Below are 24,001 nucleotides of genomic sequence, written 5' to 3' on the forward strand. Positions count from 1 at the left end.
TGCGCCCGGGCGGGCGCGTCACGCAGGCAGTCACAAGGCCCGCAGCACGGAAGGGGCCGGGCCGTCAAGGTAGACTGTCTCAGTTATGGCGGAAATCAAGGTCCCTGTGTTCAGCGAATCGGTCAGCGAAGGCACCCTGCTGTCCTGGCACAAGAAAGTCGGCGACAGCGTCAAGCGCGGCGAGGTGCTCGCGGAGATCGAGACGGACAAGGTGGTGCTGGAAGTCACCGCCCTGCAAGACGGCGTGCTGCAGAGCATTGCCAAGCAGGAAGGCGACACTGTCCTGTCCGAGGAACTGCTCGGCGTGGTCGGCGACGCCGGCAGCGCCCCCACCCCGGCCGCGCCGGCGCCCACCGCCGAGGCCAGCGCGCCCACCCCGGCCCCCGAGGCGAGCACGCCGGCCCAGGCGCCCGCCGCCGAGCGCCGCGAGGAACTCTCCCCCGCCGTGCGCAAGATCGTGGCCGAAAAGGGCCTGAACCCGGCCGACCTGCCTGCCAGCGGCCCCCGCGGCAACATCACCAAGGCCGACGCCCTGAACGCCCAGGCGCCCGCCCCGGCCAGCGCACCCGCGGTCCAGGCCGTCACCCCGGCCGCCAGCATCCCCAGCGGCCCCCGCACGGAGCAGCGCGTTCCCATGACCCGCATCCGCGCGCGCATCGCCGAACGCCTCAAGGAAGTCCAGAACACCGCCGCGCTGCTCACCACCTTCAACGAGGTGAACATGCAGCCCGCCATGGACCTGCGCAAGAAGTACCAGGACCAGTTCGTGGCGAAACACGGCGTGAAACTCGGCTTCATGAGCCTGTTCGTGCGCGCCGCCACCGAGGCCCTCAAGGCCTTCCCGGTCGTGAACGCCAGCGTGGACGGCAAGGACATCATCTACCACGGCTTCTACGACATCGGCATCGCGGTCGCCAGTGACCGCGGCCTGGTCGTGCCGATCCTGCGCGACACCGACACCATGAGCCTCGCCGGCATCGAGAAGGAGATCGCCGGGTACGCCCAGAAGGCCAAGGGCGGCAAGCTCACCCTGGAGGACATGAGCGGCGGGACGTTCAGCATCACCAACGGCGGCACCTTCGGGTCCATGATGAGCACCCCCATCATCAACGCGCCCCAGAGCGCCATCCTGGGCATGCACAACATCATCGAACGGCCCATCGCGCAGAACGGGCAGGTCGTGATCGCGCCCATGATGTACATCGCCCTGAGCTACGACCACCGCATCATCGACGGCAAGGAAGCCGTGCAGTTCCTGGTCATGATCAAGAACCTGCTCGAAGACCCCGCCCGCATGCTGCTGGAACTCTAAGCAGACCCTTCCCCACGGATGACGGCCCCGGTGCCGTCATCTTTTTTGTTGCTCCGGTCAAATGAGGCAGCCGTCACGTTTGACGGCCTGTATCGTCTCGTCCGGAGGCTGTACCCCGATGAAAACACTGCTGCCTGTCACGCTCCTCACCCTGTTCAGCGCCGCCCAGGCGCAGCAGGACGCCCTCTACTCCGACTACGCCCGAGCCGCCGTGAAGATGCAGTCGCCCGCCCAGAGCCTGGAAAGCCTGCGCCTGATCACCGACAATATGGCCGGCACTACCGACCCCGCCCGCAGCGCCGCCAAGGGCCTGATCTGCGCCACGTACGTGAAGGCCTTCCTGGCCGCGCACCCTGACTACAGCCCGAAACGGGTGGACATCGGGGAGTTCTACGGCACCCTGGCCGAGTTCCAGAAGACCTGCGAGGACACCTCGCGTGCGGCCCTGGCCCGGCTCCCGAAAGGCGAGGCGGCGCAGCGGATCATGGCGGACATCAGCGTCAGCGGCCTGATGACCGAATACGGCGACCAGGACGGCAGCAACGAGGACAAGATCGCCGAGATCGACGACAGCATCTACAGCGGTGGCGCCGCCGAGTCGTTCATCGTCCGGCTCGCGCAGTTCCAGCTGCTGCTGGACGGCTCCCCCGAGTACCGCAAGGCCCGCATCGACGTCGGCTCCCGCAAGCTCGGCACCGGGGAATGGATCCTGAACGAAACCCGCGCCATGGCGCAGGAGACCGTTGAGGTCTTTGCCAAGGTCGCCGCGAACAAGCGGCAGCAGGCCAACGCCGCGAATCAGGGGCGCGCGGACGAGATCGTCATGCGCTTCACCGAGATCTACGAGGGCATGCTGAAGAACTACGCGGCGGCCGAGGCCGACTTCAAGAACGGTGACTATCAGGACGCCTGGGACAACTACCAGGCGGTGAGCTCCGGGCTGTCCATCCTGGTGTTCAAGCAGGACGATTACCTGGGCCTGGGCATCAACAACCGCCCGATCCAGGTGGCCGGCAAGACCATGACCTTCGAGGCGGCTGTGCGCGCCGCCTACGCACTTACGGACGCCGCCCGCAAGAAGATGCCGCTGGCCGTGAGCGCCAAGGCCAACCAGCGCGACGCCATCCGCGCCGCCTGGGCCAAGGCCACCGCCGCCACCCTGAAAGGTGACCGCCTGAAGGTGTACAAGCTGGTGGGCGTGCCCAACAACTTCACGCCCAACTACACGCTGGGCGGCACTCTGGCGTCCGTGCAGGCAGACGTGAACCTGCTCGCCAAGGCCTCCGCCTGGCATTACCGGATGTACTTCAACAACAATTCCGGCCGGTACGAGTGCCTGATCACGCACACCTTCAACGGGAACAAGCGGACCGCCACGCGCATCACCGCGGAGCCCGCGTACACCGGCTTTATCCTGGACTGCCAGCAGCGCTACAGCATCAAGTAACGCCCGGCCCCCACAGCGCCGCCCCAGATGCACCGGGGCGGCGCTTCTGTTGGGCGCTGCTACGCCGTGAGGAACGGGGCCGGGCGTCCGGGGTGGCCTAGCATGCGGTGATGTCCAGCGCCACGCCCACCCCCGGCCGGTCCTCGCCTCCGCGGCTGTCGCGGCTGGTCACGGGGGGCGGGCACCGGGTGTACACGCTGAACGTGCAGGCGTTCGTGGGGCTGCGCGTGAACGTGTTCGTGCTGCTCACGGGGCCGGCGGAGCGGCCGGATTACTGCGCGTTGATCGACTGCGGCAGTCCGCAGCCGGTGAGCACCGCCAGCCTGAACGCCCTGCACCTGCTGCGGGCGCAGTACGGGGAGCAGTGCGGGTGGGAGACGCTGGACCGGATCGTGGTGACGCACGCGCACCCGGATCACGCGGGTGGGCTGCCGCATGTGAGGTCGCTGTCACGCGCGCCGGTCGCTGCGCACGAGTGGGGGGTGCCCATCCTGGAGGACCCGCACGCCTTCCGGGAGGAGACGCGCGGTCCGCTGCGGGCGTACGCGGCGTGGCTGGGCGTGCCGGAGGGCAGCGAGTACGCGGCGCGGCTGGAGAACCGCGCGAACAACCTGATGCTGCCGTCCGGCGTGCCGGTGCGGACCACGCTGCGGCACGGGGACCTGCTGGACGGTCTGTTACAGGTGTGGCACACGCCGGGGCACGCGGGCAGTCAGGTGTGCCTGCAGTTTGACGACGTGCTGCTCAGCGCCGATCACCTGCTGCCGCGCAACTCGCCGCCGCTGCTGCCGGCGTGGCTGCACCGCGGCGGGGGTCTGCACACGTACCTGAAGTCCCTGAACGTGATCGAGGGCCTGAGCGGCGTGCGGGTCGCGCTGGGCGGGCATGATGAGCCGATGCCGGCCTGGCGGGCGCGGATCGCGGAACTGCGCGCCCGCTATGAGACCAAGCTGGAGAACGTCCTGGCCGCGGCGGACGAGCCGAGCAGCGTGTACGACCTGACGCACCGGGTCGCGCGGGTCAATCCCCGGCAGGCGCTGCTGCTGCTGGACCAGACGGCCGCGCTGTGCGAGGAACTCGTGCGCCGCGGCGCGCTGCGGGAAATGCCCGGGGCGGGCGGCGAGGCGACCTTCCAGCGGGTGTGACCGGGCGCGCGGCCCTGTCAGCCTGCGGAAAGACGGCCGGCCGTACGCTGCGGGCATGAGTGCCATCACCACACGTCAGCTGGAGGGCCGGTTCGGGGGCGTGACCGACGGCCTGGACCTGCGCGCCACCTGGGACGGGGAGCGGCTGAGCGCCCGGATCGGCGGGTACACCAGCGGGCAGGACCTGACCCTCGCCATCGGGCATGGGCAGTTGGAGGGCCGCCTGGGGTCCTTCACCGCCGGGCAGGACGTGCGGGTGCGCCTCACCGCGACGCAGTTGGACGTGCGCGTGGGCGGCTTCACGGATGGGGTGGACACCCGCCTGACGTACGGCGAGCAGGGCGGCGAGGGCCGGTACGGGTCGTTCACGGACGGGGACGACCTGCAGTTCCGGCATTACGCCGGCGAGGTCCGCGGTCGCTGCGGGTCGTTCACGCGGGGCGTGGACTTCCGGCTGGAGCTGGGCGACGTGCCCCTGCCGCTGGCCCTGGTGCTGGTCACCTGCGCCTTCCATCTGGAACGCGCCCGTCTGCACCGCCGCTGAAGGGTCTGCCCCCGCGGTCCGGGCGGGACGCGGGGGCGCAGCGGGGAAGGGAGGCGGGTTACACGTCCTCGCTGCCGGTGTCCATGCGGACCACGCGCGGGCGGAACTCGGCGACGATGTCGATCAGGTCGTCCTGCCGGGCCATGACGTCCTGAATGCGCTTGTACGCCTGCGGGGCCTCGTCGATGCCGCCGCCGATCAGGGTGATGCCCTTGTCCTTCAGGTAGGCCTGCACGTCTTTTTTCGCCAGGGTGTTCGCGGCGGCCTTGCGGCCGAGCTGCCGGCCGGCGCCGTGGCTGGCGCTGTCGAGCGCCTGGGCGTTCCCGCGGCCGCGGACCACGTACCCGGGGTCGGCCATGCTGCCGGGGATCAGGCCCAGGCGGCCGGCCTCGGCAGGCGTGGCGCCCTTGCGGTGCACGATGAGTTCCTCGCCGTTCACGCGCTGTTTCCAGGCGAGGTTGTGGCTGTTGCTGACCTGCGCGCCGGGCGTGACGTTCAGCGCGCGGGCGAGGCGGCGGTGGATCAGGTCGTGGTTCGCCAGGGCGTAACGCCCGGCGAGGTTCATGGCCTGCCAGTACGCCTGGCCCTCGTGGGAGTCCAGGGGCAGCCACGCGAGCTTCTGCGCGGCGCGGTCCAGGGTCGGCCAGCGTTTCTGCGCCAGGGCCGTGAAGTGCCCGGCCACCTGCGCGCCGAAGCCGCGTGAGCCGCTGTGCGACAGCACGGCCAGGTACGTGCCGGCCTCCAGGTCCAGGTCCGGCTGGTGCAGGGTCAGGGTGCCGAACTCCACGAAGTGGTTCCCGCTGCCGGACGTGCCGATCTGCTCGGTGGCCTTGGGGTGCAGGTGTTTGAGGAGAGGCTGCTCCTTCCAGGTGTCCTCGTGCAGGACGGCGTGATCCAGCCGGTCGCGTTTCTCGAAGGCGACGCCCGCGCCGAAGCGGGTGTGCTTCATCAGCAGGGCCCTGGCCTCGTCGGTTCCCAGTTCGTCGGGGTGTACGGGCAGCACCGAGAGCATCATACTGCACCCGATGTCCACGCCCACGCCGTAGGGAATCACGGCGTTCTCGGTGGCGAGCACCCCGCCGATGGGCAGGCCGTACCCGACGTGCGCGTCGGGCATGAGGGCCCCGGCGCGGGAGACGGGCAGGCGCATGGCGACGTCCATCTGCGCGTGCGCGCCCGGGTCGATCAGGTCCTCGCCCCACACGCGGTACGGCAGGGCCGAGGGGCGCAGGTCGGCGGCCTGCTGGGCGCGTTTCACGCCCTGCTGCGTGGAGAGTTCGGCGGCCAGGTCGGCGTACACGCCGCCGCGCAGGTAGGCGGCCGGGTCGGCCTGCACCGCCTGGAGTTCCTGGAGGATCTCGGCGCTGCTCACGCCGGCGTCCTCGCGGGTGTGGGCGGCTTCCAGGGCGAGTTTGATGGCTTTTTTCTCGAAGCCGAGTTTGCTGATGTGTTTTCCGTTCATGGGGGTCCAGGGAAGGTGTGGAGGGGGAGCCCGGCCCGGGGCGGGTCCACGGGCCCGCCGGGGCGCTCACCGGGCCAGGGGCCGGCCGGGGGCGTCGGTGTGGTCGTCTGAACTGGAATCTCGCATGTGCACCTCCGGGTGACTACGGGGGGAAGTTTCACGCAGGACTCAGCGGGCGGGAATCGGCCATCTGGACGGGCCGGAGGTAAGTGCACTGGCCGTCCGGCCCGGGCGTCCAGGTATGGGGGCCGGGGCGGCGCCCCGACAGCACCGGGAGGACCGGCATTGACACGCTGCTGAAACACCGCCCGTACGGTTCACGGCGAGATGAGACGAATGAACGCCGCCGACCTGCCTGCCGCCCCCGCGCCGCGCCCCTGCCGGGCGGGCCGGCGGGCCGCCCTGCTCACCGCCGCCGCGCTGCTGGGCGGCCCTGCGGGCGCCGTGAGTATCGACGGGCGCCTGGGGAACCCGGGCACGGTCACGCAGGCGCTGGGGGGCAGCGACCTCCTGGTGCTCCTGGCGAGCTTCTCGGACGGCCGCATCGTGGGCACCAGCCCGCTGACGGGCGGGCTGTTCAGCCTGTCCATCCCGAACGATTTCGCGCCGCGCCTGAGCCCCATGAACCTGTGCGCGGGCGTGAAGGCCACACCCAGCGAGCCGCGCACGTACACCGCCGAAACGCTCCTGGTATATCAGGCGCGGCGGAACGTGGTGGCGACCATGACGCAGGCGGACAGCGCCACTGACCCCACCCGCCGCACCCAGTGGGTCTACAGTGACCGCGCCGCCCGCATTCAGGGCCGCTGCACCGGCCTGAACACCCGCTACAGCCTGACGCTGCGCCAGGGCTGGAACCCGGTCATGACGGTCAGCCACAGCGGGGATTTCCAGGTCACGAACGCCACGCCCGGCCTGCCGTACTGGGTGCAGGAGACCTTCACCAGCAACGCCCGCACGGTGTTCGGCACGCTGTTCGACGGCCGCTAGGCCCGTTCGTTCCGGCGGGCGTGCAGCGCCGCGCGGGCTTCCTCCGCCTCGATCCAGGCAATCGTCTCGTGCGTGCGTTCCAGGGTGTCCTCGCCGCCCTTCCCGGCCAGCAGGACCGTGTCGCCCGGCCGCGCGGAGTGGATGGCGTGCCGCAGCGCGTCGCGGCGGTCCGGCAGACTCACGAAGTTCGAGCGGCCCGCCTCCCGCGCCCCGCGCTCCATCTCCCGCAGGATGTCCTCCAGCGGCGTGTCGCGGTGGTCCTCCTCGGTGAACACCGCGTGGTCCGCGAGGCGGGTGGCGACCTCGCCCAGCGGGGCGCGTTTGCCCGGGTCGCGCGGCCCGCCGGCCGAGCCCAGCACCACCCACAGCTGCCCGGCCGTGGTGGCCCGCAGGGTGCCCAGCGCCTTTTCCAGGCTGGGAGGCGTGTGCGCGAAGTCCACGATCACCCGAACGCCGCTGTGCGGCGCCTCCTCGGGGACCAGTTCCATGCGTCCCGGCACGCCCCGGAAAGACGCCAGGCCCGCGGCGAGCTGCTCCGGCGTGGCGCCCAGCTCAGCGGCGGCGGCCATGGCGGCCAGCGCGTTCGCCACGTTGAAACGCCCGATCATCGGCAGGGCCGCGTCAAACTCCCCCAGCGGTGAGCGGACGTGGAAGTGCAGGCCGGTGCTGCGTTCCTCGATGTCCCCGGCCTGCCAGTCGGCAGCGCGGCCCTCGATGCTGTAGGTGGCCTCGCGGGGCGCCACGCCACGCAGCTGCCCGGTCCAGGGGTCGTCGGCGTTCAGCACCGCGAAGGGCGCGCGCTCCACCAGTTTCTTCTTGTCCGCGAAGTAGTTCTCCACGGTGCCGTGGAAGTCCAGGTGCTCGCTGGTCAGGTGCGTCCACACCGCCACGTCCCACTCCACCGCCCGGACGCGGTGCAGCGCCAGGGCGTGACTGCTGGCTTCCAGCACCACCGCCTGCCCGCCCGCCCGCACCAGTTCCCGCAGCGTGTCCTGCACCTGCGGCGCTTCCGGGGTGGTGAAGTGCGCCGGAAAGTGCCGCAACTCGCCGTCCGGCAGTTCGTAGCCCACGGTGGACAGCAGACCGGTGGGCAGCCCGGCGGCGCGCAGCAGGTGCCGGGTGATCCAGCTGGTGGTGGTCTTGCCGTCCGTGCCGGTCACGCCCACCACCTTCAGGGCGCGGCTGGGGTGGCCGTGCAGGGCGGCGGCGGCGTCCGCCAGGGCCGCGCGGGCGTCCGGGACCGTCAGGTACGGCAGCGCGCAGGTCTCGCCGGCCGGGAGGCCCTCGCCGATCACGGCCACCGCGCCCGCCGCCTGCGCCTGAGGAATGAAGCGGTGCCCGTCGACTTTCGCGCCGCGGATCGCCACGAACGCGTCCCCGGGCTGCACCCAGGCGGCGTTGTGGGTCACGCCGGTCACCTCCGCGGCGGAGGGTGGGGGGGCGGCATTCAGGGCGGCGGCCAGGTCGGGCAACTGCATGGGCAGCAGCGTATCCCGCCTGGGTCCGGCCGGCGTGAGGGGGCCCGCCCGGCCTCAGCGCAGCAGGGGCAGGCCGAAGCCGTGGGCCTGCACGCGGTCACACACCCAGCGGAAGGCCTGCGGATCGGCCACGAAGTCCAGCAGGTCGCCGTTCACGCGGATGACGGGGCTGTCGTCGTAACTGCTGACCCACTGGTCGTACAGGCGGTTCAGGCCGCCCAGGTACGCCTCGGGGATGTCCTGTTCGTACGCGCGGCCGCGCAGGGCGATGCGGTGCTTCAGGGTGGGCAGCGACGCATCGATGTGAATGAGGAGGTCCGGAACGCGCAGGGCCGGCAGCACGCCCTGGTACAGGCCCCAGTAGGTGTCCCAGTCGCGCCGTTCCATGTTGCCCTGCTGGTAGAGGTTGCGCGCGAAGATGTTGGCGTCCTCGAACACGGTGCGGTCCTGAATGACGTAGCGGGCGCCGGTGACGGTGTGCAGGTGCTGCTCCAGCCGCCGGGACAGGAAGTAGATCTGGCTGTGGAAGCTGTAGCGGCGCATGTCGGCGTAGAAGTCTTCCAGGTAGGGGTTGTCGGCGTACGGCTCGTACACGGGCCGCAGTCCGTAGCGTTCGCTGAGCATGCGGGTCAGGGTGCTTTTGCCGCTGCCGATGTTGCCGGAAATGGCGAGGTACATGGGATTACCTGCTTGTGCTGCGCGGCCGGCCGGGCCGGGAGGGGGGCGGGGTCAGTCGGCGGCCTGGGTGGCGTGCAGGGCGGCGCGGACCTGTTCCAGGATGGCGCTCTCGTCTTCCGGGCTGGCCACGAAGTCGTACTGCCCGGCCTCGATGGTCAGGAGCGGCCCGGGGTAGGTGCGGAAATACTCGTCGTAGCGGGCGGTCAGGTCGGCGAGGTAGTCGGCCTTCATGTCGTGCTCGAAGGGCCGGCCGCGTTTGGCGACGCGGCGCAGCAGTTCGTCGGTGTCGGTGCGCAGGTACACCACGAGGTCCGGGGTGGGCAGCCGCGGGGAGAGGTGCGCGTACAGGTCCTGGTACAGGCTGAACTCGGCGTCCTTGAGGTTCATGGCCGCGAAGATGAAGTCCTTGTCGAACAGGTAGTCGCTGACGACGTTCCCGGTAAACAGCCCCGGCTGCGCCAGCGCCGAGAGCTGCTTGAAACGGGAGAGCAGGAAGAACACCTGCACCTGGAAGGCGTACGCGTCCGGGTTCTCGTAGAAGTGGGCCAGAAAGGGGTTTTCCTCGACGATTTCCAGGTTCAGTTCCGCGCTGTAGCGGTCGGCGAGGCGCCCAGCGAGACTCGTTTTGCCGACACCGATAGGACCTTCCACGACCACATACATGACTGCCCCCGAGTGTACCCTCCCCCCGCTGCCGGCGGATGGGGAGACCCGGGACGCCCGCTGGGGGGGTTCCCGGGCCGGGGGCAGGGCCTTACTGCAGGGTGCGCTTGAGCAGGGTGACCTTCACGGTCACAGCCTTCTTGTTCCGCCAGAGTTTCAGGGTGACGGTCTGCCCGGGGCGTTTGGCGGCCACGAGGCGGATCACGTCGAAGGAGTTGCGCACGCCCTGGCCGTCCACGGCGACGATCACGTCCCCGAGCGCCTGGAACTGCCCGCGGCTGTTGCGCAGGCTGCCGCGCAGGCCGGCGCGGGCGGCGGCGCTGCCGGCGGGCACCTCGTCCACCAGGGCGCCGCTGCTGCTGGTCAGGCCGGCGAGGCTGCGCAGGGCGGGGTCCAGGCTGTCCAGGTCCACCAGGGTGGCGCCCAGGCTGCCGCGCTGCGGCACGCCGATCTTCTCCAGGTCGTCCAGGCTCTGCTTGACGAGGTCGCCGGGAATGGCGATGCCGATCACGCCGGGCACGAAGCCGTTCGGGGCGGCGTTCGCGTCGGCGACGCCCACGACCAGCCCGCGGGAGTCGAGGAGGGGTCCGCCGCTGTTGCCCTGCTGGATGCTGGCGGTGGTGAGGAAGTAGCTGCTGATCTCCTGCCCGAGGCCGTCGTCGCGGGGCACGTCGCGGCCGCTGGTCGCGGCGCTGTACACGCCGGACGCGATGAAGTTCTGGAATTTCAGCGGCGTGCCGATGGTGATGAGTTTCTGCCCGGGAATCAGGCGGGCGCTCTGCCCGAAGGTCAGGGTGCGGGGGGCGCTGACGCCGGTGACGCGCAGGATGGCGATGTCGATGCCGGGGTCCACGCCCTCGAGTTTGGCGTTCACGCGCCGGCCGTCGTAGAGGGTTACGCTCAGGGATTCCTGGTCGCGGACGACGTGGTAGTTCGTGACGATCAGGTTCTTCTTGTAGAAAAAGCCCGTACCGGTCTCGACCGGGTCGTCCCCCTGCTGCAGCACTTCCTTGCGCAGCCGGGCGTCCACGCGCACGACCGCCTGCATGGCGGTGCGGGTGACTTCCACGGTGTTCACCTCGTCGTTGGTGACGAGGGGGCTGGCGGCGGTGACGCGGCCGGTGACGTACGCGCCGCCCACGGCGGCCGTGACCAGCAGCGCGGCCCCGAGGGCGCGGCGGAGCGGCCCGCCGCGGCCGGTGCGGGCGCTGCCCTGGGGGCCGGCGGAGGTCACTCGCTGCCCTTGCTGCCGGTGTCCTTGGGGCGGCTGTCGGTGACGTAGAAGCCGCTGCCCTTGAAGGCGATGCCGGGCCGGGCGAGGATCTTCTTGATGGCCACGCCGGTTTCCGGGTGGTGGGTGTGAGGGTCGTCGCGCATGCTCTGGGTGAGTTCGTAGATTTCGCCGGTGATCAGGTTCTTGTACAGGTACTTGGGCATAGGGAGAACTCCAGGGCCCCGGGCGGTGACCCGGGTGGGTCGTGCCGGGGGCGTGGTCGTGGCCGCGGGGCCGGGCCGGTGGAGTGGGCCAGGAGCGCGGCTTTCTTGCGGGTCATGGTATCGCAGGCGTTTCGTGAGGAAGGTGGGGAAGGTCTATGTGCGGTGGGTGCCGGCGTGCCCGCCCCACACCCGGTGCGTCCAGCATATCGGGCCGCTTTGGGGTTGGTCTAGACAGTAGATTGGCGGCATGGCTCACGACCTTTCCGACGCCGGGTTCGGTACCCGTGCCGTGCACGCCGGCCACGCCCTGGACCCCCAGACCGGCGCGCACGCCGTCCCCATCTACGCCACGTCCACCTTCGGGTACTTCAACGCCGAGCGCGGCGCCCGGCTGTTCGGCCTGGAAGAGTCCGGGTACTTCTACTCCCGCCTGAGCAACCCCACCGTGCACGCCTTCGAGCAGAAGGTCGCGGCGCTGGAAGGCGCGGGCGCGGCCGTGGCGTTCGGGAGCGGCATGGGCGCGGCCAGCGCCATCTGCCTGAGCTTCCTGAAGGCCGGGGACGAGGTGGCGTTCGTCGGGCCGCTGTACGGCGGCACCGAGGGCCTGCTGCGGGAAGTCATGAGCGGCTTCGGCGTGACCACCGTGGAGGCCGCCGACCTCGACGAACTGCGGCGCGTGGTGAACGAAAAAACGCGGCTGGTGTGGCTGGAAACGCCCACCAACCCCACCCTGCGGATCGTGGACCTGCAGGCCGCCGCCGGGATCGCGCACGCGGCAGGCGCGCTGGTGGTCGTGGACAACACCTTCAGCACGCCGTACCTGACCCGCCCGCTGGACCTGGGCGCGGACCTCGTGATGCACTCCGCCACCAAATACCTCAGCGGGCACGGGGACGTGGTCGCCGGCGTGGTCGCGTGCAGCGAGGAGCACAGCGCGCCGCTGCGCCTGCACGGCCTGCGGCACGGCGGCGCGGTGCTGGGGCCCTTCGAGGCGTACCTGCTGATCCGCGGCATGAAAACCCTGCCGCTGCGCATGGACGCCCACTGCAAAGGCGCCCACGCCCTGGCGCTGGCGGTGCAGGACCACCCGGCCGTACAGGCCATCTACTACCCGGGTCTGCCCGGGCACGCCGGGCACGACGTGGCCGCCCGGCAGATGAACGGGAAGTTCGGTGGGCTGGTCAGCCTGGACCTGGGCAGCCGCGAGGCGGCCTTCGCGTTCCTGAACGCCCTGACGCTGTTCACGCAGGCGGTCAGCCTGGGCGACGTGGAGAGCCTGTCCAGCCACCCCGCCAGCACCACCCACCAGCTGCTCGGCGAGGAAACGCTGGCCCGCCAGGGCATCACCCCGGGCCTGGTGCGCCTGTCGGTGGGCGTGGAGGACGCCGAGGACCTGATCGCGGACGTGAGGCAGGCCCTGGACGCCGCGCGCGCCTGAGCGGCCCCCTGACCTGGCCCGGAGGACCGCGGTTCTCCGGGCCTCTTCACGCCGGGTTCACCTGATGAGGCAGTCACTCACCTGAGCATGGAAGCTGCTATGCTCCGCCGTGAACCTCTGGTGTCAGGTTCACACAAACAGGGCAGCGCAAGGTCTGCCCGCGACCACCCACCGGAGGGCGCGGACAGAAGACGAGGTGGAAGTGAGCGAGATTCTGCGGATGCTTCCAGGCCCGGCACGGGCCTACCCGACCTGCCACGGCAGGTGAAGCGCGGCGATAACCCCCACGGCGACGTGGGCATAAGGCCGCGCAGTGACCGTCAAATCCATTCAGGCACCGCGTTCCACACGGCGATATGCTGTGCGGACCAGACGTTCACGCCGCCCGCCCGGACAGCCCGTCCGGGGCGCGCCTACACGTCGCAGGAGTCACTATGTGCGGAATTGTTGGGTACATCGGTCCGAAACAGGCGCAGGAGGTCCTCATCTCCGGCCTGAGCAAGCTCGAATACCGCGGGTACGACAGCGCCGGCGTCGCCATCGGCGACGGCGCCTGCATCACCGTGAAGAAAAAAGCCGGGAAGCTCGCCAACCTCAGCGGCGAACTCGCAGCGCAGCCGCTCGCCGGCACCATGGGCATCGGGCACACCCGCTGGGCCACCCACGGCCTGCCGAACGACACCAACAGCCACCCCCACGCCACCGAGGACGGCCAGATCGTCATCGTCCACAACGGCATCATCGAGAACTACCTCAGCCTCAAAGAAGGCCTGATGGGCCGCGGCCACACCTTCAAAAGCGAAACCGACAGCGAGGTCCTCGCCCACCTGATCGAGGAAGCCTACCAGGGCGACCTGGAAGGCGCCGTGCGCACGGCCCTCTCGCAGGTGCGCGGCGCGTACGGCATCGTCGTCACGCACGTCAACCACCGCGAGATCGTCGCCGCCCGCACCGTCAGCCCCCTCGTGATGGGCGTCGGCGAGGGCGAGATGTTCCTCGCCAGCGACGTGCCCGCCCTGCTCGCCTACACCCGCAAGATGGTCTTCCTGCACGACGGCGACATGGTCGTACTGAACGACGACGGCTACCGCGTCACCGACCTCGCCGGCACCGCACTCCAGCGCCCCGTCGAAACCATCGAATGGGACGCCGAAGCCGCCGAGAAGGGCGGGTTCGACACGTACATGCTCAAGGAAGTCTACGAGCAGCCCCAGGCCCTCACGAACACCCTGATAGGCCGCCTGCACGACGAAACCGGCGAGGTCAATCTCGACATCAACCTCGACCCCGCCAGCTTCAAACGCATCAGCATCATCGCCTGCGGCACTGCCTTCTACGCCGGGCTCGTCGGCGAGTACCTGATCGAACAGCTCGCCCGCATCCCCGTGGAATGCGACGTCGCCAGCGAGTACCGCTACCGCGACCCCCTCGTCAGCGAGAACACCCTCGCCATCGTCGTCTCCCAGTCCGGCGAGACCATCGACACCCTCGAAGCGCTGCGCGAAGCGAAAAAAGGCGGCGCGAAAACCCTCGGCGTGATCAACGCCAAGGGCAGCAGCATGACCCGCGAACTCGACGACACCCTCTACATCCACGCCGGCCCCGAAATCGGCGTGGCCAGCACCAAGGCGTACACGTCCATGGTCAGCGCCTTCCTGCTGCTCGCCCTGTGGCTCGGCCGCGCCCGCGGCACCATCAGCGGCGAGGAAGGCGCCGAACTGCTGCACGCCACCCGCGAACTGCCCCGCCTCGTCGAGGAAGCCCTGGCGGAAGCGCGCGTCGAGCAGATCAAACGCGTCGCCGAGAAATACCACCAGGCCCGCGACTACCTGTTCCTGGGCCGCGGCGTGAACAGCCCCACCGCCTACGAAGGCGCCCTGAAACTCAAGGAAATCAGCTACATCCACGCCGAAGCGTACGCGGCCGGCGAGATGAAACACGGCCCCATCGCCCTGATCGACAGCAACCTGCCCGTCGTGGTCGTCGCCACCGAAAGCCGCCTGCTGGAAAAAACCATCAGCAACGTCCAGGAAGTCCGCGCCCGCGGCGGCAAGGTCATCCTGATCCTCTCCGACGGCGACACCGAAAACGCCCAGCACGCCGACGACGTCATCTACGTCCCCCGCGCCCACGAGATGGTCTCCCCCGTCGTGAACGCCGTCGCCATGCAGCTCCTCGCCTACTTCACCGCCACCGCCCTCGGCAAGGACGTGGACAAACCCCGCAACCTCGCCAAGAGCGTCACCGTCGAATAACAGCAGGAATCAGCGAAACCGCCCGAGTCAGAGAACTCGGGCGGTTTCGGCTTGATGAACTTCCTTCGGTGGGTCCTCAGCGGCCCCGGGCAACGAGCGTGAGGTCCTTCGAGTTCACGAAGGCGCGCAGCAAGCTGTCCTCGATCCGCCCCGTGTTGACGTTGCCGTCCGTGGTCGTGGCCGTCACCCTCACCTTCAGGAGCTTCCCGCCGATGGGTTGGGAATCCCACAGCACCTCCACGGTGTGCCCGGTCGCGGCATTCACGGAACGCCAGTGCGCGCGCATATGCATGGGGGCGTCTTTCTCGCCAATCCGGGTCATGCTGTCCGCCCCGTCAGGAAAGCTGAACCGTTCGTAGCCGGCGGGGAGTCCCGTGTCGAAGCTCTGAAAGATCATCAGCACGGAAATCAGGGAGAACCCCCGGATCCCCGTCATCTGTTCAGGGGCCAGTGTGGAATTTGACAGCGCCGCGTTTGGCGAGATCTCAACGATCACTTCGTTCGGGGCGGGTTTGGGGCCGGTGTAGGTGGGGGCGCAGGCGCTGAGGAGCAGGGCGGTGCTCAGGAGGGCTTTCTTCACGCGGCAAGCGTACGCCCCCCGGCGGTGACCGGGGGGCGCAGTTGACCTGGGGGCCTCAGCCTTAGAGGCTGATCAGGAAGGGGTCTTCCAGGCTTTCGCAGATGAAGCGCAGGAAGCGGGCGGCGTCGGCGCCGTCAATGAGGCGGTGGTCGTAGGTGAGGGAGAGGGGGAGCATGTTGCGCGGCTCGAACTCGCCCTTGTCCTTGTTCCAGACGGGTTCCATGCCGCCGCGGGAGACGCCGAGGATGGCGACTTCGGGGCTGTTGACGATGGGGGTGAAGGCGTGTCCGCCGATGCCGCCGAGGTTTGAAATGGTGAAGGTGGCGCCCTGCATCTCGTCGGGTTTGAGTTTGCGGTCGCGGGCGCGGGCGGCGAGGTCGCTGAGGTCCACGACCATCTCGGTGATGCTCTTGCGGTCGGCGTTTTTCACGACGGGCACGAGCAGGCCGACGGGGGTGTCCACGGCCACGCCGATGTTCACGTAGTCCTTGAAGATGACCTGTTCGTTGGCGAGGTCGAGGCTGGCGCCGAACTTGGGGTACTTGCGCAGGGCGTTCGCGGCGACCTTCATGAGGATGTGGGTCATGGTGAGTTTCCCGCCGGCCTTCTCGACGCGGGCGCTAAAGCGCCTCCGGGTTTCTTCCATGAGGGTGATGTCGGCCTTGTCGAAGTGGGTGACCATGGGGATGGTCGTCCAGGCCTGCGTCATGCTGCGCACGGTGGCGCGGCGGATGCCGCTCATGTCCTCGCGGGTGGTGGCGCCCCACTTGTTGAAGTCGGGGAGCGGCGCGGCGACCGGGGCCGGCGCGGCCGGGGCCGCGGGTGCGGGGGTGGCTGCGGCCTGCGGGGCGGGTGCGCTGGCGGCGGGGGTGGCCGGGGCGTTGGCGGCGCCGCGGACGTCGTCCTCGGTGATGCGGCCGACCGGGCCGGTGCCGTGGACGGTTGCGATGTCCACGCCAAGTTCCCGCGCGAGCCGGCGGACGCTGGGGGCGGCGTGCACGACGGGGCGCCCGTCGAAGGTCTGCGCGGCCTGAGGCGCCTGGGCGGGCGTGCTGGCGGGCGCGGCGGTCGGGGTGGGGGCGGCGGGTGCCGCGGGTGCCTGAGCGGCCGGGCTGGCCGGGGCTGGCGTGGCGGCCTGAGCCAGGGCCGCGCTGGCGCCGCCGCTGAGGGTGAGGATGGCGCTGCCGACCTTGAGGGTATCGCCGATCTTCACGTCCACGCTCTGGACCGTTCCGGCGGCGTTCGAGGGGACTTCCACGACAGCCTTGTCGGTTTCGAGTTCGATGACCGGCTGGCCCTCGGTGACGCTGTCGCCGGGGTTCACGAGAATGGTCACGACGGTGCCCTTCTCGATGTTGTCGCCCACGTCGGGCAGGGTGACCTGGGTGGTGCCGCCGGTCTGGGGGGCGCTGGGGGCCGCGGCCGGCGCCTGGGCCGGCGGGGTGGTCTGGGCCTGTTCCTTCTGGCTTTCGATCTGCGCGGCGGCCACGCGCTGGGCGGTCGCCTCGTCGCCTGCGACGGTGGCACTGTCGGGTTCGGCGGCGTTGTCCGGGAGGCTGGGGGCGCTGCTGCCCGCCCCTTCGGCGCCGGTCAGGGTGGCGATCACGCCGCCCACCGGGATGGTGTCGCCGATCTTCACGTTCACGCTCTGGACCGTACCGGCAGCGTTCGAGGGGACCTCGACGACGGCCTTGTCGGTTTCGAGTTCGATGATCGGCTGGCCCTCGGTGACGCTGTCGCCGGGGTTCACGAGAATGGTCACGACGGTGCCTTTCTCGATGTTGTCGCCCACGTCGGGCAGTTTCAGTTCGGTTGCCATGTGCGGCTCCTTTGGAAGGTCAGCGGTGGGGTCCATGGGCGGGGGTTGAGGTGACTGTACGACGCCCTGGTGGGGCGCAGCTTTCCCTTTTGCTCATGGCCCCGGGCGCGGGGCGCGGCTCAGCGCAGGACGGGCGCGTCGCGTTCCGGGTCGATGCCGAGGTCGGTGATGGCCTGGGCGACCACGTCGCCCTGGACCTGTCCGTCGCGTTGCAGGGCATACAGGGTGGCGAGGACCACGTGCCGGGCGTCCACCTCGAAGAAGTCGCGGAGTTCCTCGCGGGCCTCGGAGCGGCCGAAGCCGTCGGTGCCGAGGGTCCAGAGCTTGCGGTCCAGGTGGCCGTTCAGGCCGTCGGCGCCGAGCTTGATGTAGTCGCTGACCGAGACGAGGACGCCGGGGGCGTTCTCGCGAGAGAGCTGCTGGGCCACGTAGCTGACCTGGGGTTCCTGGGTGGGGTGCAGCATGTTGTGGCGTTGCACGGCCAGGGCGTCCTGGTGGAGTTCCTTGTAGCTGGTGACGCTCCACAGGTCGGCGGCCACGCCGTACTTCTCGAGCATCTTCACGGCGTCCTGCGCGGCGCCCATGGCGGGGCCGCTGGCGAGCAGCTGCGCGCGCAGGGCGGGGGCCTTCTCGCTGCCTTGCAGGGCGCTGCGCTGGAACAGGTACAGGCCTTTCATGATGCCGTCGCGGATGTCCTCGTGGGTGCGGCCGTCGTCGGGCATGGGGGGCTGCACCTCGTTCTCGTTGTCGATGGTGACGTAGTAGAACTCGTCCAGGCCCTCGATGTACATGCGGCGGATGCCCTGCTCGAAGATCACGGCCAGTTCGTACGCGAAGGCCGGGTCGTACACCTTGAGGTTCGGCACGACGTAGGCCTGCAGCAGGCTGTTGCCGTCCTGGTGCTGGAGGCCCTCGCCGGCCAGGGTGGTGCGGCCGGCGGTGGCGCCCAGCAGGAAGCCCTTGGCTTTCTGGTCGGCGGCGGCCCACACGAGGTCCCCGATGCGCTGCATGCCGAACATGGAGTAGAAGACGTAGAAGGGAATGGTGGGCACGCCGTGGTGGGCGTAGCTGGTGCCGGCAGCGATCCAGCTGGACATGGCGCCGGCCTCGGTGATGCCTTCTTCGAGCATCTGGCCGTCTTTGGCTTCCTTGTAGGCCATGAGGCTGCCGAAGTCCACGGGGCGGTAGTTCTGGCCGCGGGGGCTGTAGATGCCGATGCGGGGCACCAGGGCGTCCATGCCGAAGGTGCGGGCCTCGTCGGGGACGATGGGCACGATCAGCCTGCCGATTTCCTTGTCGCGCAGCAGCTTGCTCAGGATGCTGACGGCGGCCATGGTGGTGCTCACCTGGCGCTCGCCGCTGCCCCTGCTGAATTCCTCGTAGAACTCGCCGGTGGGGATGGTGGGGTGCGGGTAGTCCACCTTCCGGGCGGGAATCAGGCCGCCCAGCGCCGCGCGGCGTTCCAGGGCGTACTTCACCTCGGGGCTGTCAGGGCCGGGGTGGTAGTAGTCGATGTGCGCGACCTGCTCGTCGGTGAGGGGAAGTTCGAGCATGTCGCGCAGGTCGGTCAGGGCCTGCACTTCCAGTTTCTTGACCTGGTGGGCGACGTTGCGGGCCTGCGCGGTCTCGCCCAGGCCGTAGCCCTTGACGGTGCGCGGGATGATGATGGTAGGGCTGCCCTTGTGCGCCACGGCGCTGGCGTACGCGGCGTACACCTTCTGCACGTCGTGCCCGCCGCGGTTGAGGAGTTCGAGGTCCTCGTCGGTCCAGCCTTCGATCAGGGCCTGCAGTTCCGGGGTGTTGAAGAAGTGCTCGCGCAGTTCCTTGCCGCCGAAGGCCGCGTACCGCTGGGATTCGCCGTCCACGAGCAGTTCGAAGCGTTTGACGATGGCGCCGCTGTAGTCCTTGTGGAGCAGTTCGTCCCACTTGCTGTCCCAGATGACCTTGATGACGTTCCAGCCCGCGCCGCGGAACAGCGCCTCGAACTCCTGGATGACCTTGCTGTTGGCGCGCACCGGGCCGTCCAGGCGCTGCAGGTTGGCGTTCAGCACGAAGATCAGGTTGTCCAGGTTCTCGTACGCCGCGAAGCGGATGGCGCCCACGCTTTCGGGTTCGTCCATCTCGCCGTCCCCGAGGAACGCCCAGACCTTGGCGTCACCGGCGGGCTTGAGCTGGCGGTTTTCCAGGTACTTGATGAAGCGCGCCTGGTAGATCGCCTGGATGGGCCCCAGGCCCATGCTGACGGTGGGGAATTCCCAGTAGTCGGGCATCAGCCAGGGGTGGGGGTAGCTGCTCAGGCCCGGGCCGTCCTTGCTGAGTTCGCGGCGGAAGCGGTTGAGGCGGCCCTCGTCGAAGCGGCCTTCCAGGAAGCTGCGGGCGTACATGCCGGGGCTGGAGTGGCCCTGGTAGAAGATCAGGTCGCGGTCCTGGCCGGCGCCGTGCCCGCGGAAGAAGTGGTTGAAGCCCACTTCCAGCAGTTCGGCGGCGCTGGCGTAGGTGCTGAGGTGCCCGCCGATGCCGTCGCTGTGCTTGTTGGCCTTGACGACCATCGCCACGGCGTTCCAGCGGTTGATGTTGCGGATGCGGCGTTCGAGTTCCAGGTCGCCGGGGTATTCGGGCTGGTCCTCGGCGGGGATGGTGTTGATGTAGGGGGTGTTCTGCTTGAACTCGATGGGCACGCCGTAGAAGTAGGCGTAGTTGTCGAGGTCCTGCAGCAGGTGGGCGGCGCGCCGGTTGCCGCCGTCGGCCATCACGAAGGCCAGGGAGTCCAGCCATTCCTGCGTCTCGATGCGGTTGAGTTCCTCCCGCTGCTGGGGCGGCAGGCCGGCGCGGGGCGGCGCTTTCGGGGCAGAATTGGTCATGGCGCCAGTCTAGGCGAGCCCATTGACCTTCACCAACAGGAGATCATGAAGGGATTGACCAGCCGAAGTGGTCAGTGGGGGGACGGCGTGCCACACTGCACCCATGGACGCCGTCACGCTGCGCCACTCGGCCGGGGGCCGGCACCCTTCGGTCACGATGACCGCCGGGCCCATCCTGCGGTACTGCCCCGCCTGCCACCACACCCCGCCCGAACCGTACCCCTACCACGGCAGCCGCTACGGGCAGGTGGGCGCCTTCACGTGCGGGCACTGCGGCGCGCAGGTGAGCCTCACCGACGGCGACTGCCACCCCCCGGTGGTGTACCACGCCCGGCCCACGCCGGCCGCGCCGACCGTGACGGAAACCATCCGGTTCGAGGCCCTGTACCGCATCACCGAAGCCGACTTCAGGCAGGTCGAACGCTGGACCGGCCTGATGCTGCTGGGCGACACGACCGAGACCATCGGGGACTTCCCGGCGCGGGTGGAGCGCGTGGCCGCCGAGGTGGCCCGGCGGGCGCTGCCGCCCCGGCCCGCCACCCCCAGCCTGCCCTTCGTGACCTGGGTGCCGCAGCCGTTCCGGGCGTGGCTGGACCTGTACGCCACGCTGGAAGGCGCCGGCCAGAGCCCGCAGGGGCCGGGGTAGGCTCAGGCATGGAGCTCAGACACCTGCGGCACTTCGTGGCCCTGGCGGAAGAGGAGCACTTCGGGCGGGCGGCCGAGCGGGTGTTCGTGGTGCAGCAGGCCCTCTCGAACAGCATCCGCAACCTGGAGGACGAGGTGGGCGTGCCGCTGGTGCTGCGCACCACCCGCCGCGTGCAGCTCACGCCCGCCGGGCAGGAATTCCTGATCGGCGCGCGGGAGACGCTGGCCCGCGCCGCGCAGACCGTGGACCGCGCCCGCCGCGCCGCGCGGGGCGAGGTGGGCCGGCTCACGGTGGGGTTCGTGAGCGGCCTGGCGTTCGGCGGCCTGCCGGAGATCGTGCGGCGCTTCCGGGAGCTGTACCCGAACGTGAGCGTGGACCTGCGGGAACTCACCGCGCAGGAACAGGAGGCGGCCCTGCGGGGCGGATTGATCGACATCGGGCTGATGCTGCTGCCGGTGCGGGACCCCGGCCTGGACTCGCGGGCGCTGTGGCGCCAGCCGCTGGTGGCGGCCCTGCCGGCCGGGCACCCGCTGGCCCGCAAGCGCCGGCTGCACATCCGGGACCTGCGGCAGGAGCCGTTCGTGTTCTTCCCGAGGCACCTGCGGGCCACGTACTTCGATCAGGTGATGCGCTGGACCGCGCAGGCCGGCTACACCCCGAACGTGGTGCAGGAGGCCATCGAGGTGCCCACCCTGCTGTCCCTGGTGGCGGCGGGCGTGGGGGTGTTCCTGCCGATTCAGTTCTTCTCGCGGCTGGCGCTGCCGGGCGTGGTGTACCGCCCGGTGGAGGACGCGCCGCTGGTGGAGATCGTGGCGGTGTGGCAGCGCGAGGCGGGCGGGCGCACGCCGGTCGTGCGGGCCTTCCTGAGCGTGGCGCGCGAGGCGCTGGACGCGCAGGAGGGCGCCCCGGCGGACGCCGGGCCGGACGGCTCGGAGGGGGCGCCGGTGCCGTCCCGGTTCCGCTGAGGCGCCCTTACCCGCCGACGTGCACGATGGGCCGCCGGTCCCGGACCGGTTCGGCGCGGCGCAGGATCTCGCGGGTGAGGGGCGGCACGTCGCCGCGCCCGCCGACCAGGAACTTCCCGAGCAGCTGCACGGGGTTTTCCTCGGTCCAGCGCATGTACACCTGCGGGGGGGCGCCGGCGCCGCGCAGGTGCAGCAGCAGCGCGGCGATGGTGTTCGGCACGGCGCTCCCGCGGGCCTTGAGGATGTGGTACGGCCCGACGGTCCGGCCGGTCACCTCGACCACGTCCGTGAACTCGCTGGCGTCGTCGATCTCGATTTCCAGGAACAGGAAGGGTTCGTCCTCCGGGAGATGCACCATCTGGCGCACGCGGGTTTCCTGCTTGCTGTACTCCTCCAGCGTGGTGCGGCCGGGGTGGTGCGACACGAACCGCAGCGGCCGGTACGGAATGGCGGCCAGGACCGCGCGGGCGCTGTCGTCGAGTTCCACGCGGCTCACGCGCAGCTCGAAGGACCGCAGCACGCGGGAACTGATGCCCACCGTGAGCACCATGGCGATGAACAGCAGGGACAGGTACAGGCCCTTGGGGTCGCTGAGGATCGTGACGGCGCTGGTGTACACGAAGATCGCGCTGATCGCCCCGAACACCCAGGTTTCCGCGCGGCGCCGCCGGCGCCAGGACACCAGGGCCACGGCCACGGCCGCGCTGGTCATCATGGCGAGCACCCCGGTGGCGTACGCGGCGGCCTGGGCGTCCACGTTCGCCTTGAAGCCCACCGTGACGATCACGGCGATCAGGGTGTACAGCAGCACCAGCGGCCGGTGCGCGCGCGTCCACTCGGGCGCCATGCCGTAGCGCGGCAGGAAACGCGGCACGATGTTCAGCAGGCCCGCCATGGCGCTGGCCCCCGCGAACCAAAGGATCAGGATGGTGCTCACGTCGTACGCCGTGCCGAAGGCCTCGCCCAGGTCGCGGTGCGCCACGAAGGCCAGCGCGCGCCCGTTCGCCTGCCCGGACGGCGTGTCCACCGTGACCTGCGTGGTCGGGCCCTGCGGCGTGACGCGCACCGCGAGCTGCACCGGGCCGCCCACCGTCTCGGCCGGGAAGGTGTACGCCCCGGTCCGGCCCGGCGGGAGCGTCAGGGCGTAGATGTCACGGGGTCTGCTCTGGCTGTCCAGGGGAACGTTCACGACCGCGCGGCCCGCCTGGAGGTCGCTGGTGTTCACGTCGCGGGTGACGGTCGTCTCGGCCCAGAACTCGTGCCGGGGGATCAGCAGGGTGGTGACCAGCGAGGACGCGACCAGCAGCAGGCTCATGATCAGCGCGGCGGTGGTGAGCAGCTTCTGGGCGTTGCGGATGCGGCCGCGCGGGTTGGCCTCGGTGTCGCCGGGCGCTCCCTTCACGAGCGGCATGACCAGCACGCCCGTCTCGAAGCCCGACAGCCCCAGCGCGAGTTTCGGGAAGACCAGCAGCGACGCGCCGATCAGGCTCATCGGCGAGGTGAAGCCCTCGTAAAGGGCCGCGCGCCAGCCGGTCAGCAGCTCCGGCTGCGCGGCGATCAGCGTGAAGCCCTTGACGACCACCACGAGACTCAGGGTGAGGTACGCGCCGACCAGCACCACCGCGATCCCGATGGCCTCCTTGAAGCCCTTCAGGAACACCGCGGCCAGCAGCGCCAGCAGCAGCAGCGTCACGCCCACCTGCCGGCCCTCCAGCACGTCCCGCAGGAGCGGGTTCTCGACCAGGTGCGCCGCGGCGTCCGCGCCGGACAGCGTGATGGTGATGATGAACCCTGTCGCCACGAACCCGATCAGGATCAGGACCAGCAGCTTGCTCGGCCAGTAGGTCAGCAGCCGCTCCAGCATGCTGATCGACCCGTCCCCGTGCGGGCTTTCCACCGCCACCCGCCGGTACATCGGCAGCGCGCCCAGCAGCGTGACCAGCACCAGCACCAGCGTCGCCAGGGGCGCCACCGCGCCCGCGGCCAGCGCCGCGATGCCCGGCTGGTACCCCAGCGTGGAAAAGTAGTCCACGCCGGTCAGGCACATCACCTTCCACCAGGGTTCGGTGTGCGCGTGCGCGGCCGGGCCGGGCGGCTCGCCCTCGAAAGGCCCGGCCGGTTCGGCAGGCGTGCCCGTGTGCATCAGCCAGCGCGTGAAGGAGGTGACCAGGGGGTGCGGGGAGGGCGCGGACTCGGGGGTGCCGGAAGGCATGATCCGCGAAGTATGCGCCTGCGGCGCCCGGGGCGGGCCAAGTGTCCGGGCCGCTGTCTGGGCGACCCG

Annotated in this window: 19 protein-coding genes; 9 read left to right on the forward strand and 10 right to left on the reverse strand. The window is 70.0% G+C overall.

Annotated elements, in window-relative coordinates; all coding sequences use genetic code 11:
* The first annotated feature begins 85 nt into the window (after window positions 1–85).
* The 4 genes from odhB to DFI_RS13060 all read left to right on the forward strand — a co-directional run bounded on the left by odhB (window position 86) and on the right by DFI_RS13060 (window position 4,448).
* On the forward strand, window positions 86–1,312 hold the full coding sequence (gene odhB / locus DFI_RS13045; RefSeq protein WP_027464122.1) for a 2-oxoglutarate dehydrogenase complex dihydrolipoyllysine-residue succinyltransferase: 1,227 nt from the start codon (window positions 86–88) through the stop codon (window positions 1,310–1,312).
* 118 nt (window positions 1,313–1,430) lie between these two features.
* Entirely contained in the window at window positions 1,431–2,759 is a 1,329-nt protein-coding gene (locus DFI_RS13050; RefSeq protein ID WP_027464121.1) for a hypothetical protein, read from the forward strand.
* Between the two features lie 110 nt (window positions 2,760–2,869).
* Complete coding sequence (locus tag DFI_RS13055; RefSeq protein ID WP_027464120.1) at window positions 2,870–3,904, forward strand: MBL fold metallo-hydrolase; 1,035 nt, start codon at window positions 2,870–2,872, stop codon at window positions 3,902–3,904.
* A gap of 55 nt (window positions 3,905–3,959) precedes the next feature.
* A complete protein-coding gene (locus DFI_RS13060) occupies window positions 3,960–4,448 on the forward strand; it encodes a hypothetical protein (protein ID WP_027464119.1) in 489 nt (162 codons plus the stop codon).
* A 58-nt stretch (window positions 4,449–4,506) separates the two neighbouring features.
* On the opposite strand, the gene DFI_RS13065 is transcribed toward DFI_RS13060, so the two are convergent.
* Window positions 4,507–5,910 (reverse strand): RtcB family protein, encoded by a 1,404-nt coding sequence (locus tag DFI_RS13065; RefSeq protein WP_027464118.1) that lies wholly within the window; start codon window positions 5,908–5,910, stop codon window positions 4,507–4,509.
* Window positions 5,911–6,246: 336 nt separating this feature from the next.
* Between DFI_RS13065 and DFI_RS13070 the strand changes: the two genes are divergently transcribed.
* The gene (locus DFI_RS13070; RefSeq protein WP_244940277.1) at window positions 6,247–6,900 is read left to right on the forward strand and encodes a hypothetical protein; all 654 of its coding nucleotides are present in this window, start codon (window positions 6,247–6,249) and stop codon (window positions 6,898–6,900) included.
* Here DFI_RS13070 and DFI_RS13075 read toward each other — a convergent pair.
* From DFI_RS13075 to DFI_RS13095, 5 genes are all read right to left on the reverse strand, one after another.
* Window positions 6,897–8,378 (reverse strand): UDP-N-acetylmuramoyl-L-alanyl-D-glutamate--2,6-diaminopimelate ligase, encoded by a 1,482-nt coding sequence (locus DFI_RS13075; protein WP_027464116.1) that lies wholly within the window; start codon window positions 8,376–8,378, stop codon window positions 6,897–6,899. The two genes, DFI_RS13070 and DFI_RS13075, sit on opposite strands and share 4 nt — an antisense overlap.
* A 54-nt stretch (window positions 8,379–8,432) precedes the next feature.
* Complete coding sequence (locus DFI_RS13080) at window positions 8,433–9,056, reverse strand: deoxynucleoside kinase (RefSeq protein WP_027464115.1); 624 nt, start codon at window positions 9,054–9,056, stop codon at window positions 8,433–8,435.
* A 51-nt stretch (window positions 9,057–9,107) separates the two neighbouring features.
* Window positions 9,108–9,719 (reverse strand): deoxynucleoside kinase, encoded by a 612-nt coding sequence (locus DFI_RS13085; RefSeq protein ID WP_022800869.1) that lies wholly within the window; start codon window positions 9,717–9,719, stop codon window positions 9,108–9,110.
* A gap of 91 nt (window positions 9,720–9,810) precedes the next feature.
* The gene (locus DFI_RS13090; RefSeq protein WP_022800868.1) at window positions 9,811–10,953 is read right to left on the reverse strand and encodes a S1C family serine protease; all 1,143 of its coding nucleotides are present in this window, start codon (window positions 10,951–10,953) and stop codon (window positions 9,811–9,813) included.
* On the reverse strand, window positions 10,950–11,156 hold the full coding sequence (locus tag DFI_RS13095; RefSeq protein WP_027464113.1) for an FmdB family zinc ribbon protein: 207 nt from the start codon (window positions 11,154–11,156) through the stop codon (window positions 10,950–10,952). The genes DFI_RS13090 and DFI_RS13095 overlap by 4 nt, the downstream gene beginning before the upstream one ends.
* 247 nt (window positions 11,157–11,403) lie before the next feature.
* Here DFI_RS13095 and DFI_RS13100 point away from each other — a divergent pair, with 247 nt between their 5' ends.
* Together DFI_RS13100 and glmS are read left to right on the forward strand one after the other, a co-directional pair.
* Window positions 11,404–12,594 carry a trans-sulfuration enzyme family protein gene (locus DFI_RS13100; RefSeq protein WP_027464112.1) on the forward strand — a complete coding sequence of 397 codons (1,191 nt, stop codon included), beginning with the start codon at window positions 11,404–11,406 and terminating at the stop codon, window positions 12,592–12,594.
* Between the two features lie 434 nt (window positions 12,595–13,028).
* Window positions 13,029–14,849 carry a glutamine--fructose-6-phosphate transaminase (isomerizing) gene (glmS, locus tag DFI_RS13105; protein WP_022800865.1) on the forward strand — a complete coding sequence of 607 codons (1,821 nt, stop codon included), beginning with the start codon at window positions 13,029–13,031 and terminating at the stop codon, window positions 14,847–14,849.
* 76 nt (window positions 14,850–14,925) lie between these two features.
* On the opposite strand, the gene DFI_RS13110 is transcribed toward glmS, so the two are convergent.
* The 3 genes from DFI_RS13110 to aceE form a co-directional block, all read right to left on the reverse strand.
* Window positions 14,926–15,429, reverse strand: coding sequence for a hypothetical protein (locus tag DFI_RS13110; RefSeq protein WP_027464111.1), 504 nt, complete (start codon window positions 15,427–15,429; stop codon window positions 14,926–14,928).
* Window positions 15,430–15,490: 61 nt separating this feature from the next.
* Entirely contained in the window at window positions 15,491–17,248 is a 1,758-nt protein-coding gene (gene aceF, locus DFI_RS13115; RefSeq protein ID WP_027464110.1) for a dihydrolipoyllysine-residue acetyltransferase, read from the reverse strand.
* Between the two features lie 119 nt (window positions 17,249–17,367).
* Complete coding sequence (aceE, locus tag DFI_RS13120) at window positions 17,368–20,109, reverse strand: pyruvate dehydrogenase (acetyl-transferring), homodimeric type (RefSeq protein ID WP_027464109.1); 2,742 nt, start codon at window positions 20,107–20,109, stop codon at window positions 17,368–17,370.
* Window positions 20,110–20,212: 103 nt separating this feature from the next.
* On the opposite strand from aceE, the gene DFI_RS13125 reads away from it, so the two are divergent.
* Complete coding sequence (locus DFI_RS13125; protein WP_027464108.1) at window positions 20,213–20,755, forward strand: hypothetical protein; 543 nt, start codon at window positions 20,213–20,215, stop codon at window positions 20,753–20,755.
* Window positions 20,756–20,763: 8 nt separating this feature from the next.
* Window positions 20,764–21,720 (forward strand): LysR family transcriptional regulator, encoded by a 957-nt coding sequence (locus DFI_RS13130; protein ID WP_051308262.1) that lies wholly within the window; start codon window positions 20,764–20,766, stop codon window positions 21,718–21,720.
* Between the two features lie 7 nt (window positions 21,721–21,727).
* Here DFI_RS13130 and DFI_RS13135 read toward each other — a convergent pair whose 3' ends face one another.
* Window positions 21,728–23,932: an APC family permease gene (locus tag DFI_RS13135; RefSeq protein WP_027464107.1), complete on the reverse strand. Its 2,205-nt coding sequence runs from the start codon at window positions 23,930–23,932 to the stop codon at window positions 21,728–21,730.
* Window positions 23,933–24,001: the final 69 nt, after the last annotated feature.

This window comes from Deinococcus ficus (assembly GCF_003444775.1).
Taxonomy (GTDB): domain Bacteria; phylum Deinococcota; class Deinococci; order Deinococcales; family Deinococcaceae; genus Deinococcus; species Deinococcus ficus.